Annotated in this window: 12 protein-coding genes; 1 reads left to right on the forward strand and 11 read right to left on the reverse strand. The window is 61.3% G+C overall.

What is annotated here, in order from left to right; all coding sequences use genetic code 11:
- Positions 1 to 23: 23 nt before the first annotated feature.
- The 8 genes from G3256_RS12430 to G3256_RS12465 all read right to left on the reverse strand — a co-directional run bounded on the left by G3256_RS12430 (position 24) and on the right by G3256_RS12465 (position 13,696).
- Positions 24 to 1,052, reverse strand: coding sequence for an adenylate/guanylate cyclase domain-containing protein (locus G3256_RS12430; protein WP_169641124.1), 1,029 nt, complete (start codon positions 1,050 to 1,052; stop codon positions 24 to 26).
- On the reverse strand, positions 1,045 to 1,392 hold the full coding sequence (locus tag G3256_RS12435; RefSeq protein ID WP_169641125.1) for an Hpt domain-containing protein: 348 nt from the start codon (positions 1,390 to 1,392) through the stop codon (positions 1,045 to 1,047). Before G3256_RS12435 ends, G3256_RS12430 begins: the two co-directional genes overlap by 8 nt.
- The gene (locus G3256_RS12440; protein ID WP_169641126.1) at positions 1,385 to 8,353 is read right to left on the reverse strand and encodes a GAF domain-containing protein; all 6,969 of its coding nucleotides are present in this window, start codon (positions 8,351 to 8,353) and stop codon (positions 1,385 to 1,387) included. The genes G3256_RS12435 and G3256_RS12440 overlap by 8 nt, the downstream gene beginning before the upstream one ends.
- Positions 8,354 to 8,582: 229 nt before the next feature.
- Positions 8,583 to 9,914, reverse strand: coding sequence for a type III glutamate--ammonia ligase (gene glnT, locus G3256_RS12445; protein WP_169641127.1), 1,332 nt, complete (start codon positions 9,912 to 9,914; stop codon positions 8,583 to 8,585).
- Between the two features lie 67 nt (positions 9,915 to 9,981).
- Positions 9,982 to 11,322, reverse strand: coding sequence for an FMN-binding glutamate synthase family protein (locus tag G3256_RS12450; protein WP_425501485.1), 1,341 nt, complete (start codon positions 11,320 to 11,322; stop codon positions 9,982 to 9,984).
- Between the two features lie 8 nt (positions 11,323 to 11,330).
- Positions 11,331 to 12,014, reverse strand: a complete 684-nt coding sequence (locus G3256_RS12455; protein ID WP_169641128.1) for a GltB/FmdC/FwdC-like GXGXG domain-containing protein — start codon at positions 12,012 to 12,014, stop codon at positions 11,331 to 11,333.
- Between the two features lies 1 nt (position 12,015).
- On the reverse strand, positions 12,016 to 12,912 hold the full coding sequence (locus G3256_RS12460) for a class II glutamine amidotransferase (protein ID WP_169641129.1): 897 nt from the start codon (positions 12,910 to 12,912) through the stop codon (positions 12,016 to 12,018).
- Between the two features lie 133 nt (positions 12,913 to 13,045).
- Entirely contained in the window at positions 13,046 to 13,696 is a 651-nt protein-coding gene (locus tag G3256_RS12465) for a helix-turn-helix domain-containing protein (protein WP_169641130.1), read from the reverse strand.
- Positions 13,697 to 13,961: 265 nt separating this feature from the next.
- Here G3256_RS12465 and G3256_RS12470 point away from each other — a divergent pair, with 265 nt between their 5' ends.
- Positions 13,962 to 15,230 (forward strand): flavin-containing monooxygenase, encoded by a 1,269-nt coding sequence (locus G3256_RS12470; RefSeq protein WP_169641131.1) that lies wholly within the window; start codon positions 13,962 to 13,964, stop codon positions 15,228 to 15,230.
- A 54-nt stretch (positions 15,231 to 15,284) separates the two neighbouring features.
- Here the strand turns inward: G3256_RS12470 and G3256_RS12475 are convergent, their stop codons facing one another.
- From G3256_RS12475 to G3256_RS12485, 3 genes are read right to left on the reverse strand one after another with little or no spacing between them, the layout of a single operon-like run.
- Positions 15,285 to 15,959: a DUF1028 domain-containing protein gene (locus tag G3256_RS12475; RefSeq protein WP_169641132.1), complete on the reverse strand. Its 675-nt coding sequence runs from the start codon at positions 15,957 to 15,959 to the stop codon at positions 15,285 to 15,287.
- Positions 15,956 to 16,372: a RidA family protein gene (locus tag G3256_RS12480; RefSeq protein WP_169641133.1), complete on the reverse strand. Its 417-nt coding sequence runs from the start codon at positions 16,370 to 16,372 to the stop codon at positions 15,956 to 15,958. The genes G3256_RS12475 and G3256_RS12480 overlap by 4 nt, the downstream gene beginning before the upstream one ends.
- Positions 16,369 to 17,508 (reverse strand): aromatic ring-hydroxylating oxygenase subunit alpha, encoded by a 1,140-nt coding sequence (locus G3256_RS12485; RefSeq protein ID WP_169641134.1) that lies wholly within the window; start codon positions 17,506 to 17,508, stop codon positions 16,369 to 16,371. Before G3256_RS12485 ends, G3256_RS12480 begins: the two co-directional genes overlap by 4 nt.
- Positions 17,509 to 17,557 lie beyond the last annotated feature (49 nt).

Consider the following 17,557-nt stretch of genomic DNA (forward strand, 5'->3'; position numbering starts at 1 on the left):
CAGCCCGTCTGACCCGAGGGCGCTCAGGTCACCGAGCACACGGTGAGCGATCCGGCAAAGCCTTTCAGCGTCACGCCTGTGTGTTCTTCCGTGTGAAACCCGCCGCCGAGCGCTGCAAGGGTTTCCGCGTCGATTAGGATCTCGCGGCTCAGCACTTTGGTGTGCGCCTCGAGCCGCGCAGCCAGGTTCACCGTCGATCCGATGCAGGTATAGGTCGCGCGCTGGTCGGTGCCCGCATAGCCAGCGACCACCTCGCCCGTGGCGATGCCGACGCCGAGACCGATGGCCGGGCGCCCGTCCGCGCTGCGTTCCTCGTTGAACTGCCCCATCATGGCGAGCATATCCTGTGCCGCCGAAACGGCACTTGCGGCCGGGTTTTCCAGCGGTTGCGGCGCACCGAAAACCGCCATCAGCCCGTCCCCGATCATCAGTGTCACGATGCCACCGTGGCTGCCGATCGCCTCGAACATCAGCGTGTAATAGACGTTCAGAAGCTCGATGGTTTCTTCGGGTGACTGATCTTCTGAGAGACTGGTAAACCCGCGGATGTCGCAGAACAGCACAGAGGCCCGCACCCGGCTGCCGCCGATGGCAAAGCCCGAGGCCTGCAGATCATCAGCCACTTCGCTGGTGGCAAAGCGTTTGAGCAGGCGTTTCTGCTCGTCGCGCAGACGTTTCTTCTCCAGTCCCGAGGAAAGCCGCGCACCCAGCAATGTTTTGTTGACCGGCTTGGCCAGATAATCCTCCGCCCCAAGCTCGATACATCTGACAATGTTTTCAATACCTTCTACCGAAGACGTCACAATCACCGGCAGGTCGCGCAGGCGCGGATCATCCTTGATCGCGGCCAGCACTTCAAAGCCGTCCATCTCCGGCATCTCGATGTCCAGCAGCACCAGATCAAAGCTCTCCTCCTGCAGCCGTTCCATGGCGATCCGGCCGTTTTCAGCGACGGAAGCCCTGTGGCCCAGCAGTTCCACACTGCGCGACAGCAACAGGCGGTTGACCTTGTTGTCGTCGACAATCAGCAGGTGGCCCCCGGCATCAGCCATCCGTCAGGTCCCGCAGATGTTCGGCGCTCCGGTCATATTCCGCCTTCAGCGCGATGATCGCGTCATCTCGCGCGCCAGCGTCTTCCGGCAGACCGCCCAGTTCCAGCGCCCGCGCCTGATCCGACAGGGTCGTGGCGCCGAAAGTGCTGGCGTTCGATTTCAGCGAATGCGCGGCCCGGCGGAATGCCTCGCCATCCCCGGCCCCGGCCGCTGCGCTGAGGTCCGCGATCATCACCGGCGCTTCCTCCAGAAAGGTCGCGACCAGCTCGGCCACAAAATCAGCGCCTGTCGCCTCTTCCAGTTCGCGCAGAACGGCCTCGTCAACGGGGCTTTCAGTCATGGGATTTCCTGTCTCTCTGGGGCACGTCCATCAGCGCCGTGATCAGCCTGTCTACCCGGATGGGCTTGGCAATATAGTCGTCCATGCCGGCCTCAAGGCACATTTCGCGGTCGCCCTGCATGGCATTGGCGGTCATCGCGATGATCCTGGGGCGCGCATCGCGGGCGGCCTCTGCCGTGATCCGGCGCGCAGCCTCAAGCCCGTCCATTTCGGGCATCTGCACATCCATCAGCACCACGTCATAAGTCTGGCGCGCCACACTTTGCAGCGCCTCAACCCCGTTGCTGGCCAGGTCCGCGCGGTACCCCATCTGCTCCAGCAGCCGAATCGCCAGTTTCTGGTTCACCAGATTGTCCTCGGCCAGCAGGATGCGCAGCGGATGACGCGCCGCCATCTCAGGATCGGTGACAGGCTTTCTGTCCTCTTGCTTGCGGGTGATCACGGTCTCTTTCGGGGTCAGCAGCGTGATCAGCGTGTCAAAAAGATGTGACTGACGCAGCGGTTTGGCCAGATAGGCGTCGAAAAGCGCCTCTTCGGTCTCCACGTCGCGCAGCCCCAGCGAGCTGAAGAGCACCAGCGGCATTCCGGGGCGCATTTTGCGCATACGCCGCGCAAGCTCCAGCCCGTCCATTTCCGGCATATGCATATCCAGGATCGCAAGATCGAACGCGCCATCCTTCAGCGTTCTGAGCGCCAGATCCGGATGTTTCACAGCGCGTGTCTGCGTGCCCCATTTGCCTGTCTGCAGCGACAGGATTTTGAGGTTGGTGGCATTGTCATCGACAACCAGCAGGCGTTTGCCCTCAAGCTCTGCCTGGGTGCCGGAGAGACGTCGGGCCTTATTGCCGGGTAACTGCGCGCGGTCCGCGAGGATCGTGAAACGGAAGACGGAGCCCTTCCCCTCGCCTTCGCTCGTGGCTTCCATCGTGCCGCCCATCAGTTCGGCGAGGCGTTTTGAGATCGCAAGTCCAAGGCCGGTGCCACCGTATTTGCGGGTCGTGGAACTGTCCGCCTGACTGAACGACTGGAAAAGCCGGCTCATTCCCTTTTCCGTCAGACCGATGCCGGTGTCGCGCACCTCAAAAGTCAGCTCAACAGGAAGGTCAGGCTGCGCCCCGGAGGCTGTCACGCTGACGACGACCTCACCGGAATGGGTGAATTTTACCGCATTGGACAACAGGTTGAGCAGGATCTGACGCAAGCGCGTAAGATCAGTGCTGATGGCCGCCGGTACGCTTTCATCCAGGATGTAAGCAACATCAAGATGTTTCTCTGCCGCCCGTCCCGCCACCAGATCAAGCGCGGATTCGACACATTCGCGCAGGTCAAAGGGATGTTTCTCGATATCCATCTGCCCGGCTTCGATTTTGGAAAAATCGAGGATCTCATTGATGATGCCCAGCAGCGCATCGCCGCTGTCACGGATTGTGCGGGCATAATCGGCCTGCTCATCGTTGAGGTCCGTGTCCATCAGCAGACCGCTCATCCCAATCACTGCGTTCATGGGCGTCCGGATCTCGTGGCTCATGGTGGCCAGAAACGCGCTTTTGGCCTCGTTGGCTGCCTCGGCAGCGGCGCGCGCGTCTTCGGCCTCCTGGAACAGGCGCACGTTTTCGATGGCAATCACGGCCTGGTCCCCGAAGGACTGCGCCAGGGCTATCTCGTCGCGGCTGAAAGCTCTCTTTTCCATGCGGATAAAACTCAGCATGCCCACCGCCTCATCCCCCCGCAACAACGGCACAATCAGCGACGAATGATAACCGCTCTCTTTTTGGATACGGACGTCCTTTTCCGGCAGATCTGCCGTGGTCCAGTCCGGAATGTGCTGGATCTCGCGCGCCAGCAGTGCACGCGACGGCAGGTTATCCTCCGGGTCGATCCTGTGACGCTCGGTGGAGAAGTCTTTTTTGAGCCCTTCTGTATCTGCCACGGCCGCCTGCCAGAGCTCCTTATCATCGGCCCGCAGAACAACCGCCCTGTCACAGGCAATCAACCTGACAGCGGCCTGTACGATCTCGTCAAAAACCGGTGTCACGTCATTGGGTGACGAACTGATCACCCGCAGCACATCAACACTCGCGGTCTGGCGCGCAAGGGCCGTCTGATTTTCCTCAAAGATCTTTGCGTTCCGGATCGCGATCACAGCCTGATCGGCGAAACTCTCCAGCAGGGCGATGTCCTCGTCGCTGAAAGGTTTCACCTCGCGCTTATAAAGAGCAAGATTGCCAAGACCGACATTGTTATGGACGAGCGGTATCGTCAGGAACGTGCGGATCCCCTCTTTGTCGACCGACATCCGCCGTATCTCTTCACCGTTGCGATACGCATCGGTGTCCTTGAGGTCGTGAAAGTGGATTGGTTTTCTCTCCAGAATACTGTCCGCGATCGACAATCCGGGCACCATCGGCCACTGGGTTTTACCCACCTCCAGCGCATCAAGGTTATCGCCCCAGTGCGCCACGAGATCCGCATGGCTGCGCGTTTCATTGACAAGGTTCATACTGGCCATCGGCGCATCACAAAGCTGCGCCGCGCGGCTCAGAATAGCCTCGAAGACAGGTGCCAGATCTGACTGCGTTTCACTGATCACGCGCAGAATATCGGCACTGGCGGTCTGTCTGGAGAGGGCCGTCTGCGTGTCGTCAAACATCTGCGCATTGCGGATCGCGATCACCGCCTGGCTGCAGAAGGTTTCCGCGAGGCCAATCTCTTCGGAACTGAATTCCTTTGCCTCATTGCGTGCAAAGGCAATCACACCAAGACAGGCACTGCCATGTACCAGCGGCTGAAACAGACAGGCGTTCATGTTAAACTTTTCCTGAACGCCGATCTCATCTTCGGGCAGATCAATAGCATTCCAGTCAGGGATATGGACCGGCGCCCTGTTGACGATTGCGCGGGAAGGGAAATTCCGTTCCGGATCGATCTTTACCCGGTTCTTGCCAAGTTCCTGCATGAGACCGTCCTGCCACATGCCCGCCCGGGGCCGGAAATATTCCCCTTCGCAGATCATGACTGTCGCCCCGTCGCAATCCATCACCGGAAGGGCCGCCTTTACGATGGCCTCAAACACCGGGGTCACGTCGGTCTGCGCGCCGCTGATCACCCGCAGAATGTCGGCACTGGCGGTCTGGCGCACCAGCGCTGCCTGCGTTTCGCGAAAGAGGCGCACGTTTTCGATGGCGATCACGGCCTGATCGGCAAAGCTCTCGGCGATGGCAATGTCATCTGCCGAAAATGCGCCGGGTGCTTTTCGGATCAGCGCGAGGGAGCCCAGACACTTCCCTGCGCGTATCAGGGGCAGTCCGAGCGATGCCATGAAACCGTTTTTTTCGCCAATTTTCCTGTCCCGCGCTGGCAGATCGTATTTGCTCCAGTCAGGTATGTGGGTCGTCTTTTTACTCAGCATGGTCTGTGACGGCAGATTGTCTTCGGGGTCGATTGCGGCGCGCGATTTCGTGATGTCTTTCTCAACGCCCGCCGGGGTTGCAACCGCCACCTGCCAGAACTCCCTGCCGTCGGATTCGACGATAATCGCCAGATCACAGGACACCAGTCCGGTGGCCAGGCGCACGATTTCCTCGAAAACCGGCTTCGTGTCCGTCGGCGAGGCACTGATCGCCCGCAGCACTTCGGCGCTCGCCGTCTGGCGGGCCAGCGCCGCCTGTGTCTCGCGCAGCAGGCGCACATTTGCGATGGCGATGCTCGCCTGGCTGGCGAATGCCCGGACAAGTTCCACATGCCCTGTCTGGGGTTGCGACAGATCCGGCCAGGCCAGCGTGATGGCGCCCCAGATCTCACCGTCAACCCGGATGGGCACCCCGAGCAAGCGCCGGTAGCCGGTCTTTTTCGCGACCTCGGGTGCATAATATCCACCAGGGCCACCTGCCTGGGCGTCCTCGACATGCACAACGGCGCCACTGTCGAGCACGGCGCGCGACACGTGCCCCTCTGTGTCCGTTACCGGATAGGCCGCCATGATGTCGGGCAGCGTCTCTTCTGAAAAGCCGTGCTGCGCACAAAACTCAAGCGACTGACCTTCAAACCGGTCAACAACACAAAACCGTGCACCGCAAAGTTCTTTGGACTTACGGGCAATCAGATCGAACACCGGCTGCAGATCAGATGTGGCCTCATTGATGACCTGCAGAACCTCGGCGCTGGCTTTTTCGCGCACCAGCGCTTCGGAGACTTCAGCGGTCCGGTTCTGCAGTTCCGAAAAGAGCCGCGCATTGCTGATCGCGATCACCGCCTGTGCGGCGAATGTTTCGAGCAGCGTGATCTGCCTGTCTGAAAAGGCAGCCTTTCTGACATGCGCCAGGGTGATCGTGCCAATAACCTGGCCGTTTTTTTTCAGCGGAACCCCCGCTGTTGAACAAAAGCCGCCGACCTTTGCCTCTTTGTTCCAGTCATACTCCGGGTCAGTTTCGATGTCCGGGATGTAGACCGTCTCTCCGGTGAGTGCGACACGCCCCGTGCAGGTGCCCTTCCGTGGTGTGAAACTCTGCTCAGAGAGAACCTGCAGAAACTTGCCGCTGGCATTGTGAGTGGCCACGATTTCGTAGACGCCAGTCTCAGGGTTCAGCAGTGTGACATATGCCACTTCCGGGCTGCACAGACGCACCGAGACCTCAAGAATGGCCTCCAGAACAGGTGCCAGTTCATTCGGCGACCGCGAAATAACGCTGAGCACCTCGGAGGTCGCGGTCTGGTATTCGAGGCTTTCGGTCACTTCCGCCGTACGCGCCTGTACTTCGCTGAAAAGATGCGCGTTGTTGATCGCGATCACCGCCTGATCCGCAAAGGTTTCCACCAGTTCGATCTGACGTGGCGTAAAGGGCCCGGGCATGGGACGTGCCAGATCAAGCACCGCAATCACCTCGCCCTCTCGGATAAGCGGCACTGCGATGATCGAGCGCCAGTTCCCCAGTTCAACCGATTTCGGAGTGTCGAATTCCGGGTCTTCTGTGATGTCCGGCACATGGATCGTGGTCCGGTCGAGCACCGCGCGCCCGGCGATGTTGGTACGGTCCAGAGTGAGCGGGTTTTTTGTGTGAAAGGTGACCATGTCGGGCGAGCACCCGGTGTTGGCACCAAGGTGAAGCTCATCCCCCACACGGTTGAAAAGAATACAGACTGATGCGTCACACAGTCTTGCTGCCGTATCAATGAGCGCCTGCAGCACGGTCGGCAGATCGAAAGCGGACTGGCTGATGACCTTAAGCACTTCAGCGGTAGCGGTCTGCTGCTCCAGTGCTTCGCGCGTTTCCATAAACTGACGGGTGTTCTCCAGCGCAATCATCGCCTGATCGCGGAAAGAAGACGCCAGCGCGATATCGCCGTCTGAAAAGGCGTTTGCGTCTTTGTGTACCAGTGTCAGCAACCCAAGGCATTGCCCGCCGCGCATCAGCGGCAGAAAGAGCGAGGATCCGACCTGCATTTCCCTGCTGCGTTTTTTCGCCTGAGGGGGCAGATCAGCCTCCGACCAGTCCGGAATATGCAGCATTTCGCCCGACACAATCGCGCGCGAGGGCAGGTTCACCTCCGGATCAAGCGGGAACATGGGGCGCCCGTCGGGAGCAAACCGGCTGGCGGACTCGCGGATATTTCCCCAGACTTTTGCGGTAACCACTTCGCCCGTCTCATCGGCGACCGCCGCGGACCAGTATTCGCCACCTTCGGTCAGGTGCACGATGGCGTTGCTGCATCCCATCAGCCGCGCCGCGGTGCTGACAACCACATCAAATACAGGTTGAACATCGGTGGGTGAGCTGCTGATAACTCTGAGAATATCCGCATTCGCTGTCTGCCGCGCGAGGCTCGTCTGCGTCTCATCAAAAAGACGCGCGTTCTCAATGGCGATGCCGGCCTGATCGGCAAAGGTTTCGACCATGTCGATGTCGGCCTGGCGTGAGGGACGGTCTTCGGGGAAGGACAGAACGATCGTGCCCCAGATCTCGTCACCATTAAAAACCGGCACGCCGATGCTCTGGCGGTACCCCATTTCGCGTGCAATCATATGGTCGGTGTAGCTTTCGACCTGGGCATCTTCGAGCAGGAACCGCCGGCCTGTATCCAGCACGGTTTTGTTGATTGACCCTTCCGGCAGGGGCGACTGCCAGCGTTCCTTATTGCGCTCGATCTGCGCGTCGCTGTGTCCGTGATAGGCCCGCAGTTCAACAACTTCGCTGCTGACAAACTGCCAGACCGCACAGAATGGCGCATCGCAGAGATCAGCCGCTTTCTGAGCAATAAGGTCGAACACCGCCTGAATATCAGAAGTGGCGCCACTGATCACTTCAAGGATTTCAGAGCTGGCGGCCTCGCGCTGCATGGCCTCTTCGGTGCTGGCGAAAAGACGGGCGTTTTCAATCGCGATCGCCGCCTGATCCGTGAAACTTTCCAGCAGGTTCACAATGGCGGGGTCCGGCGCTTCGTCGCCGGGCCAGGCGAGCACCATTATACCCCAGAGCCCCTCATCGGTCTCAACCGGCAGGCCAAGCATGTACTTGAAACCATATTCCTTCGCCGTATTCACATCGAAGTAGCTGTCGGACTGTGCATTTTTCAGATGGAAAGTGGCCCCGGTCCTGATCACGCCTTCGGTCATTGAATCGGGAACCGGCTCCGACGGATAGCCGGCACTGTAAGTCTCCATGAATTCATCCGTGAATCCATCGCTTGCACACAGATGGATCATCCGCCCGTCATACCGCCAGAGAATACAGAAATTCGCGCGACTGAGCTCGGTTGCGCTGCGGACAACGGCTTCAAATACCGGCTGCGCATCGCCGCGGGAAGTCTTGACGGACTGCAGGATCTCAGCAGTGGCCGCGAGACGGGCCTCTGCATCCGCCTTCTCACGGCGCAGCGTGTCGAGTTCCTGTTCTGCGGTCAGCTCTGGTTGCGCCACGTGTTCTGCATCCCCGGTGCCCGCCGGGTGTCCCGGGCGGGCGATCATCTGTCTTCCGGGCACAGGCTAACGATTTCTGCCCGTTACGCTATGATTTTTAACGAAATCACAGATTGCCGGCTGTGAGCGTTCCGCGACCGGTGTCCGGCATACTGTTTACCCGCGTGAAAGCGGCATCCGGCCCGCGCCCCGCAGCGCAGGCACTGAGGGGTACGGGGGCGGTGCATGGGCACTGCGCGCCGTAGATCTCCGTGACAGGCGGTGACGCGCCGGTCCGTCAGATGTCCAGCGTGTTGTCTTTTTCCCACTGGCTGAAATGGCTGACGAAAGACGCCCATTCCTGGTGCTTGAGCTTCAGGAAGGCGCCGGAAAAGGCATGGCCCATCGCCGCTTTGAGCTCTTTGTCCTTGTCATAGGCGCGCAGGGCATCGAGCATGTTGAGCGGCAGCCGCGGTGCGCCGCGGACCTTGTGACCTTCCGCATACATATCAATGTCATAACGCTTGCCGGGGTCGGCCTTGCTGCGGATGCCGGAGAGGCCTGCCGCGATGATGACCGCCTGCAGCAGATAGGGGTTTGCTGCGCCATCCGCCAGCCGCAGCTCAAAGCGCCCGGGCCCCGGTACGCGCACCATATGGGTTCGGTTGTTGCCCGTCCATGTCACCGTGTTGGGCGCCCAGGAAGCCCCCGAGACGGTGCGCGGCGCATTGATGCGTTTGTAGCTGTTAACCGTCGGGTTAGTGATCGCGGCCAGCGCGCCTGCGTGTTTCATAATGCCGCCGAGGAAGTGTTTGCCCTTTTCCGACAGGCCCAGCTCGCCCGTAGGCCCCTCGCCTTTGTCGGTGGCGAAAACGTTGGTCTTTGCCGCGTCTCCGGGCGCATCCCAGACAGAGATATGCGCGTGACAGCCATTGCCGGTCAGACCCTCGACGGGTTTCGGCATGAAGGTCGCGCGAAAGCCATGCTTTTCCGCCACTGATTTGGTCATGAACTTGAAAAAGCTGTGTTTATCGGCGGTGCGCAATGCGTCGTCAAACTCCCAGTTCATCTCGAACTGGCCATTCGCATCCTCGTGATCGTTCTGATACGGGCCCCAGCCGAGCTCCAGCATATAGTCACAGATCTCGCGCACCACGTCATAGCGGCGCATCACAGCCTGCTGGTCATAACAGGGTTTTTCGGCCGTATCGAAAGGGTCCGAGATCTGATCGCCCTCGGGCGTCAGCAGGAAAAACTCTGCCTCCACGCCGGTTTTCACATGCAGCCCCTCGTCGGCAGCGGCCTCGATCTGGCGGCGCAGCACATTACGGGGGGCCTGGGCCACGTCCTCGCCTTCCATCACGCAGTTACCGGCGACCCAGGCCACTTCGGGCTTCCACGGCAGCTGAATGACCGACGACGGGTCCGGAACGGCAAGCATATCGGGATCGGCGGGCGTCATATCAAGCCAGGCGGCAAAGCCCGCAAAGCCCGCCCCGTCTTCCTGCATATCGGCGATGGCCTGTGTCGGCACGAGCTTGGCGCGCTGACCGCCGAAGAGATCCGTGAACGAGATCATGAAGTATTTAACGCCTTTTTCCTTTGCGAAGGCGGCCAGATCGGTTGTCATGGTCTGCGGTTCCTTTCCCCGTTGAACGTCGATGCGGCGCTGCCTGTGCGGGTCTGCGCCGGTAAATTCAGGTTTCCTTTTTACCCGGATACCAGTCTGTGCCGGCAAGCGGAACCTTTGCCATTGCTGCGGCTTCCATTGTCAGCGCGCAAAGGTCTTCAGGCTCCAGATTGTGCAGGTGATTGTGCCCGCAGGCCCGCGCAATGGTCTGCGCCTCAAGCGTCAGCACCTTGAGATAGTTGCGAAGACGCCGGCCCGCATCCACCGGATCGAGCCGCGCGGCCAGTTCAGGGTCCTGGGTCGTGATCCCGGCAGGGTCGCGCCCTTCGTGCCAGTCGTCATAAGCGCCCGCAGTTGTGCCCAGCTCCTGGTATTCGGCTTCCCATCTGGGATCATTGTCACCGATGGCGATCATAGCCGCGGTGCCGATGGAGACCGCATCCGCCCCCAGCGCCAGCGCCTTGGCCACATCCGCGCCGGTGCGGATGCCCCCCGAGATGATAAGCTGGACCTCGCGGTGCAGACCCAGATCCTGTAATGCCTGAACCGCCGGCCGGATACAGGCCAGCGTCGGCAGGCCGACATTTTCGATAAAGACATCCTGGGTGGCCGCCGTGCCGCCCTGCATCCCGTCGAGCACAACAACATCAGCGCCTGCCTTCACCGCCAGCGCCACGTCGTAATAGGGCCGCGTGCCGCCGACCTTGACATAGACCGGCACCTTCCAGCCGGTGATCTCGCGCAGCTCAAGGATTTTGATCTCCAGATCGTCCGGACCCGTCCAGTCCGGGTGCCGGCAGGCAGAGCGCTGGTCAATGCCCTTGGGCAAAGTGCGCATATCAGCTACGCGGTCGCTGATTTTCTGGCCCAGCAGCATGCCGCCACCGCCCGGTTTGGCACCCTGCCCGACCACAACCTCAATGGCGTCAGCTTTGCGCAGATCGTCGGGGTTCATGCCGTAACGCGACGGCAGATACTGATAAACCAGTTTGCTTGAATGCGCGCGTTCCTCGGCGGTCATGCCGCCGTCGCCGGTGGTCGTTGAGGTTCCCGCCGCACTTGCGCCACGCCCCAGCGCTTCTTTGGCCGGGCCTGACAGTGCGCCGAAACTCATGCCCGCGATGGTGATCGGAATATCGAGCTCAACCGGGTTTTTGGCAAAGCGCGTACCAAGCGTGACTTTGGTCTCGCATTTCTCGCGATATCCTTCGAGCGGGTACCGTGAAATCGAGGCTCCGAGAAACAGCAGATCGTCGAAATGCGGCACACGCCGTTTGGCCCCGCCACCGCGGATATCATAGATACCGGTGGCCGCAGCCCGGCGGATCTCGGCGTTCACCGGGTCCGTGAAAGTTGCAGATTTTGCAGGAACTGTGCTCGGTATGCCTTTGTTATTCATATCTTTCATCCCTGCCCTCAGTATTCATCCGCATGATCAACGTCGAAGTTGTAAAGCTTGCGCGCTGACCCGTAGCGGCGGAACTCTTCCGGTTTCGCGTCGCTTTCGGCGCGCTCCAGCAACCCGGTCAGCAAATCCAGGTGCTCAGGCCGCATCTCTTTCTCCACGCAGTCGGTGCCAAGGCTTTTCACTGACCCGCGCACGAAAAGCCGCGCCTCATAGATGGAATCACCCAGAGCGTCACCCGCATCGCCGCAGACCACCAGAGAGCCTCCCTGTGCCATGAATGCCGACATGTGGCCGATGTTGCCGTGGACGACGATGTCGATGCCCTTCATCGAAATGCCGCAGCGCGAACTGGCATTTCCTTTGATCACCAGCAGGCCGCCGTGCCCTGTGGCGCCGGCGTACTGGCTGGCATCGCCTTCGACAATCACCCTGCCCGACATCATGTTTTCGGCAACACCCGGCCCTGCCGAGCCCTGCACCCGCACGTTCGCCTGCTGGTTCATGCCGCCGCAGTAGTATCCTGCGGGGCCCCGCACAGTCACATCCAGCGGCGCATTGAGCCCCACCGCAATCGCATGGCTGCCGCGCGGGTTCAGAACCTCCCATGCTGTGTGCTCCGGTTCCGCCGCCTGCGCCTGAAGTGCCGCATTGAGGCCGCGCAGACCGTCCGTTTCGAGATCATATTGCTGCATATCAGTGGTTCCAGAAATAAACGGTCGCCGGTTCGGGTTCCCATACGCGCGCGGTGTCGATGCCCGGCAGGCTGACCAGAGCGCGGTATTCGCTGCCGAATGCCACGTATTGTTCGGTTTCCGCCATCACCGCCGGTTTGCAGGCGATCGGGTCCCGCACAACGCCGAACCCGTCCTTGGTGCCGACGACAAAGGTGAAAAAGCCATCAAGATCCGCAAGGCTGCTTTCCAGTGCCTCCCCCAGCATGGCACCTTCACGCATTCTCCAGGTCAGATAGGCTGCCCCGACTTCGGTATCGTTCATGGACCCGATGCGTATCCCCTCGCGGGTCAGCCGGCGCCGCAGCGCATTATGATTGGACAGTGATCCGTTGTGCACCAGACACTGATCAGCGCCGGTGGAGAAAGGGTGCGCACCTTCGGTTGTGACCGCAGATTCGGTTGCCATCCGGGTGTGCCCGACACCGTGTGTGCCCCCCATCTGCGCCAGCGACAGACGTGTGGCCACGTCTTCGGGAAGGCCAGTTTCTTTATAAATCTCAATGACATCACCGTCGGACATAATGCGGATATCCGGCCGCAGAGCACGGATCATGTCGCGCGCTGCCCCGGAATAATCACGGCTGAGAGACAGGACAGCATGCGAGCCGTTGACGCGCCCGGTCACCGGCGTATCGAGCGCCCTGGACAGATCAGCAGCAAGCGTTTCAAAGTCGTGCTGTGCGTTATCGGACTGCACCGTCAGCCGCGCCTGCCCGGGCACTTCGGTCCCGTAAATCGCAATGCCCGCGCTGTCCGGTCCACGGTCGGTCATGGTGACCAGCATCTGCGTCAGCATACTGCCCAGTTCCGGTTGCAGTGACGCGTCTTTCAGAAAGAGCCCGACAATCCCACACATATTCCGCTGCCCGTTCATTAGGTCCGCCAGAAACCATAGCTGACCGGATGGAATATTCCACCCAAAAGAACAAATATTTCCTGAGAAGAATAACGCCTGGCTGATCTGCCTGTTTCAACGGCAGTTCTGGTCTTTAGGACGGGCGCGGGTAGGCAATGACCGACAGATAACGCGCCGGCAGGTCGAGCAGTGTTTCCGGACCGTGCCGGGCATCGGCGTCAAAGTGCAGCGTATCGCCCGGGCCAAGACGGTACACAGCGTCGCCATGGCGGTATTCCACAACACCCTCAAGCATGTAGATGGTCTCGACCCCTTCATGCTGAAACGCCGGGAAGCGGTCGGAGTCTTCGCTCAGCGTGATCAGATAGGGCTCGACAATCACATCAGCGGAACTCGCATCAAGATGACCAAGCAGCGTGTAATGGTGGCCTGCGCGCGTACCGGCCCGTTCGGTCTCTACCCCGTCGCCGGCCCTGGTGTGCACGGCTTCGCGCCGCTCCTCAAAGCGCCGGAAAAATGCGGTAAGCGGCACGCTCAGCGCGTTCGCCAGCGCCTGCAGGGTCGTCAGCGAGGGTGAAATATTGCCGTTTTCGATCTTTGAGAGCATGCCCGATGACAGCCCGGTTCCGGCAGCCAGATCGGCAACGGTCATACCATGCTGGTGGCGAAAGGCGCGCACCTCGCGCCCGATGGCAACCTCCAGAACCTTTTCGGTGCTGTCTCTGAGCCTGTGCGGATCCTGCGAGAGGCCCCGCACAGGTTCCCGGCCGTCACTCTGATCCATGCATGCCCCGCCTCCGGCGTTGATTATTGCGGCGCGCTGTCTGAGCCGGCCGCAAGCGGCCTTATCCGCCCTGTTGGCGCCCGCGCAGGGATCAGGATACAGGCGCAGAGCGGGCTGTCCAGCAGACAAGCGCTGCGTGACCGCCCCTGCCCGGAAAGCCGGCAAACTCTCTGTGAGACGTCCCGCTGCCGCTATTTGACAGTGTTGCGCCGGGAAATGCTGTCCTAGGGTGGTGCACATCACCAAAGGGTCAGGAACGGGCAGGATGGCGGCAGAGCATGTGAATACACTGATTGTCGGCGGCGGCCAGGCCGGGCTCGCGATGAGTGCGCATCTCAGCAAACGGGGCATCGGGCATCTGGTGCTTGAACGTGACCGGATCGCAGAAACGTGGCGCAGCGCCCGCCGGACATCGCTTGTGGCCAACGGTCCGGCCTGGCACGACAGGTTCCCAGCCAAAGAATTCGCCGATACCGGGCCGGATGATTTTGCCTCCGCGCAGAGCGTCGTCACCTATTTTGAAGAGTTCGCCCGGGAGACCGGTGCGCCTGTGCGCTGCGGCACCGAGGTGCAGTCCGTCCGGCGCGCGGCGCAGGGCATGGGGTTCCGGGCGGAAACCTCGCAGGGACCTGTGACAGCCGATCATGTGGTTGCAGCCACCGGGCCTTTTCAGCTGCCCGCAATCCCGCCGGTTATTCCGCAGACTGCCGGTTTGCTGCAGATCCATTCTTCTGACTATCGCGATCCCGGCGGGGTACCGGAGGGCGCTGTGCTGGTGGTCGGTGCCGGATCTTCCGGGGCGCAGATCGCCGAAGAACTATCGCTCGCGGGCCGGCGCGTTTATCTGTCAGTCGGCCCGCACGACCGGCCGCCCCGCCGCTACCGGGGTAAGGATTTTGTCTGGTGGCTTGGCTGCCTCGGCAAGTGGCAGATGAAGACACCCCCCGCGGGATCAGAGCATGTGACGATAGCTGTCAGCGGCGCGCGTGGCGGTCGAACAGTGGATTTCCGGCGTTTTGCGCATGCCGGAATCACACTTCTGGGAATGACGCAGGGCTGCCGGGACGGGGTGGTTCAGATTGCCCCTGACCTGGCCGGAAACATCGCGCGCGGGGACGCAGATTATCTGGCGCTTCTTGATGAAGCCGATGCTTATGTGGCGGCAGGTGGTGCCGATCTGCCCCCCGATCCGGATGCCCGCGTGCTGCCTGCCGATCCGGAGTGCCTCACCCGGCCGCTTGCAAGGCTCGATCTTGCGCAGGCGGGTATTTCGACGGTGATCTGGGCCACGGGATACGAGCAGGATTTCGGCTGGCTTCAGGTGGACGCCTTTGATGCGGAGGGCAGACCATCACACAGCCGCGGGGTATCGACAGAGCCGGGTGTGTATTTTCTGGGCCTGCCCTGGCTCTCGATGCGCGGCTCGTCCTTTATCTGGGGTGTCTGGGAAGATGCGGACTATCTCTCGGCGCATATCGCCGGCGGAACATCCGGGGAGGCACGACGCCTGCCGGTGGCGTACCCTGAGGGTTAGCGGTCTCAAGAAGGCAGGCCCCCGCACGCGCGGGCCGTTCTGTTCGGTAGCTGTCTATTCGTTGCCCGGCACCCCGTAAGAGGGCGCGGCGCGGGGATCCAGCGCCCTTTGCACATAATCTGAAATCTGCGGTTTATAGACCCGCCACGCCTGCTCCAGCGCTGTGACCGGGCAGGTTTCCGTCCAGTCGCACCGCAGGTCTGCCACGGGCCAGCTGACCGCGTCACTGATCTGCACGCCCGCTGAATGTACGGGGCCCGCCTCGCCGCCGGCGCAGAGACCGGCGCGCAGCCCGGCCAGCAGCCTGTCACCGAAATGACCGGCGGCGCGCTCAAAGCCTGCGACCATGGCCGCAGGGACAGCTTTATCCGCCAGCAGGTTGCCCGCCGCGATCACATTACGCCCGGCCGCATCGGCAAAGACCCCGAGCGCTTCCGGTCCGGAATGCACCGCCACGCGCCCCTGCACATCAACCGCCAGCACCTGACGGAAATCTGCAAATTCCGTTTCCGCGATGACGCGGGCCACTGCTTCAGAGGCGCTCAGTCCCGCCGCCATCAGATCCAGTGTCGCAGGGCCAAGACGCGGATCTGTCACGTTCTGACTCGCCACGGCCCCCGTGCCCGCGCGGGTATAGACACAACGCGCGGCAACGGCGGGCGAAGATGACGCAATCGCCATGCCGAACATGCCCGTCTCAGCACAGCGCGCGACCAGCGAAAACGTCATTCCGGGATCACCGCGGTGGCGTCGATCTCCACCAGCCATTCCGGACGCGCCAGCGCCTGCACCACCAGCCCGGTCGAGACCGGATGCACCCCTTTGATGTATTCGCCCATGGTGCGGTAGACAGCCTCGCGGTGGCGTACGTCGGTGATGTAAACCACCAGTTTCACCAGGTGCCCCATCTCGCCGCCGGCCTCTTCGATCAGCTGGCGGATGTTCTGCATCACCTTATGGGTCTGCTCTGCCGGATCGTGGCTGTCGATGCTGCCCGCATCGTCAAGGTTCTGCGGACACTGGCCACGCATCCAGACGGTGCTGCCACCGCGGGTCACCACGGCCTGACAGAGGTCATTGTCGAGCGCCTGCTCAGGATAGGTCTCGCGGGTGTTGAACGGGCGGATCCGGCGATGTGTCATTGCCCGCCGCCGTCTGCCGCTGCGGCAATGCGCCCGTAGATATACTGTGCAAAATCGTAGTTCGGGCGCTCCAGATGCGAGAGCGGCCCTGGCCGGGCGGTGGCGGAGGAAAGCCCGCGAAACACTTTTTCCGTACAGCCCCTGTCCTCTTCGTTCACCCGCTTAAGCAGATCTCTGAGCTGATCCAGCTGCGCCTTTGCCTCCGGGTCACTGATGAACTCCGGCGACATGCCCCCGCCGTGGCTGATATGCACCTGGCCGGGGCCCTTCGGATGCAGCGAGAGATACCAGAAATAGCCGGGCGTCAGGGTGATCATCAGGCTGGGATAAATCGCAATCAGATAGGTCATGCGCCGCCGGTCACCGGTCAGTCGGGTGTTGTCGGGATGCGCCAGCGCGATCTTCAGCGTGTCGTCTTTAAGGATCGTATGGTAGTTGAACGCGGCCTCTCCCGGCGGGCAGACCATCTCCTCCAGCTTCGACAGCCCGCCGATGGTACCCGCGTGGCAGACCGGCAGATGGTAGCTTTCCATGAAGTTCTCAGCCAGCACCTTCCAGTTGGTGTCCCACACATGCGTTTCGGTGAAAGTCTCGGTGTATTCGGCCATGCCAAAATCACCGATCATCTCTTCAAGCCTGGCAAGCTGTGCCGCGACGGGCGGTGCGTGAGGGTTCAGCGTGACGAAAATCCAGCCCTGCCATTCCTCGCAGCGGATCTCCGGCAGGGTATTTTCAGATTTGCAGAAACCGGTGTTCTGCTCCATCGCCGGGGCGCCGCGCAGAGTCCCGTCGAGGTTATAAGTCCAGGCGTGATAGGGGCAGACGATGCGGCGCACGGTGCCGCGCCCTTCCAGCAGCGTGGACATGCGGTGGCGGCAGACATTTGCCATCGCGCGCAAATCCCCTGTGCCATCACGCAGCACGATCACCGGCTGGTTCGCCAGATCCAGCGTCAGGTAATCGCCCGCACCCAGGAGTGATGAGGCGCGTCCGGCACAGAACCAGTCCTGCGCGAAGATGTCGTTGAGTTCGCGCTGCAGAAAGGCATCGCTGGTGTAGACCGAAGGCGGCATCGCCCGAGCTGCTTCAAAGGGGCGGGAGACGTTCTCGCGCAGTTCGTCAACGGCGTCTTTCATCAGGCCTCTCCTGTCTGGTTTGCAGCGGCGCAGAAGATGCGCCGGATCG

It is taken from the genome of Roseobacter ponti, assembly GCF_012932215.1.
GTDB lineage: Bacteria > Pseudomonadota > Alphaproteobacteria > Rhodobacterales > Rhodobacteraceae > Roseobacter > Roseobacter ponti.

Excerpts from the sequence above, each read along its gene's own strand:
- G3256_RS12430 (WP_169641124.1), bottom strand. The coding sequence starts at position 1,052 with ATGGCTGATGCCGGGGGCCACCTGCTGATTGTCGACGACAACAAGGTC.
- G3256_RS12435 (WP_169641125.1), bottom strand. The coding sequence starts at position 1,392 with ATGACTGAAAGCCCCGTTGACGAGGCCGTTCTGCGCGAACTGGAAGAG.
- G3256_RS12440 (WP_169641126.1), bottom strand. The coding sequence starts at position 8,353 with ATGATCGCCCGCCCGGGACACCCGGCGGGCACCGGGGATGCAGAACAC.
- glnT (WP_169641127.1), bottom strand. The coding sequence starts at position 9,914 with ATGACAACCGATCTGGCCGCCTTCGCAAAGGAAAAAGGCGTTAAATAC.
- G3256_RS12450 (WP_425501485.1), bottom strand. The coding sequence starts at position 11,322 with ATGAAAGATATGAATAACAAAGGCATACCGAGCACAGTTCCTGCAAAA.
- G3256_RS12455 (WP_169641128.1), bottom strand. The coding sequence starts at position 12,014 with ATGCAGCAATATGATCTCGAAACGGACGGTCTGCGCGGCCTCAATGCG.
- G3256_RS12460 (WP_169641129.1), bottom strand. The coding sequence starts at position 12,912 with ATGTGTGGGATTGTCGGGCTCTTTCTGAAAGACGCGTCACTGCAACCG.
- G3256_RS12465 (WP_169641130.1), bottom strand. The coding sequence starts at position 13,696 with ATGGATCAGAGTGACGGCCGGGAACCTGTGCGGGGCCTCTCGCAGGAT.
- G3256_RS12470 (WP_169641131.1), top strand. The coding sequence starts at position 13,962 with ATGGCGGCAGAGCATGTGAATACACTGATTGTCGGCGGCGGCCAGGCC.
- G3256_RS12475 (WP_169641132.1), bottom strand. The coding sequence starts at position 15,959 with ATGACGTTTTCGCTGGTCGCGCGCTGTGCTGAGACGGGCATGTTCGGC.
- G3256_RS12480 (WP_169641133.1), bottom strand. The coding sequence starts at position 16,372 with ATGACACATCGCCGGATCCGCCCGTTCAACACCCGCGAGACCTATCCT.
- G3256_RS12485 (WP_169641134.1), bottom strand. The coding sequence starts at position 17,508 with ATGAAAGACGCCGTTGACGAACTGCGCGAGAACGTCTCCCGCCCCTTT.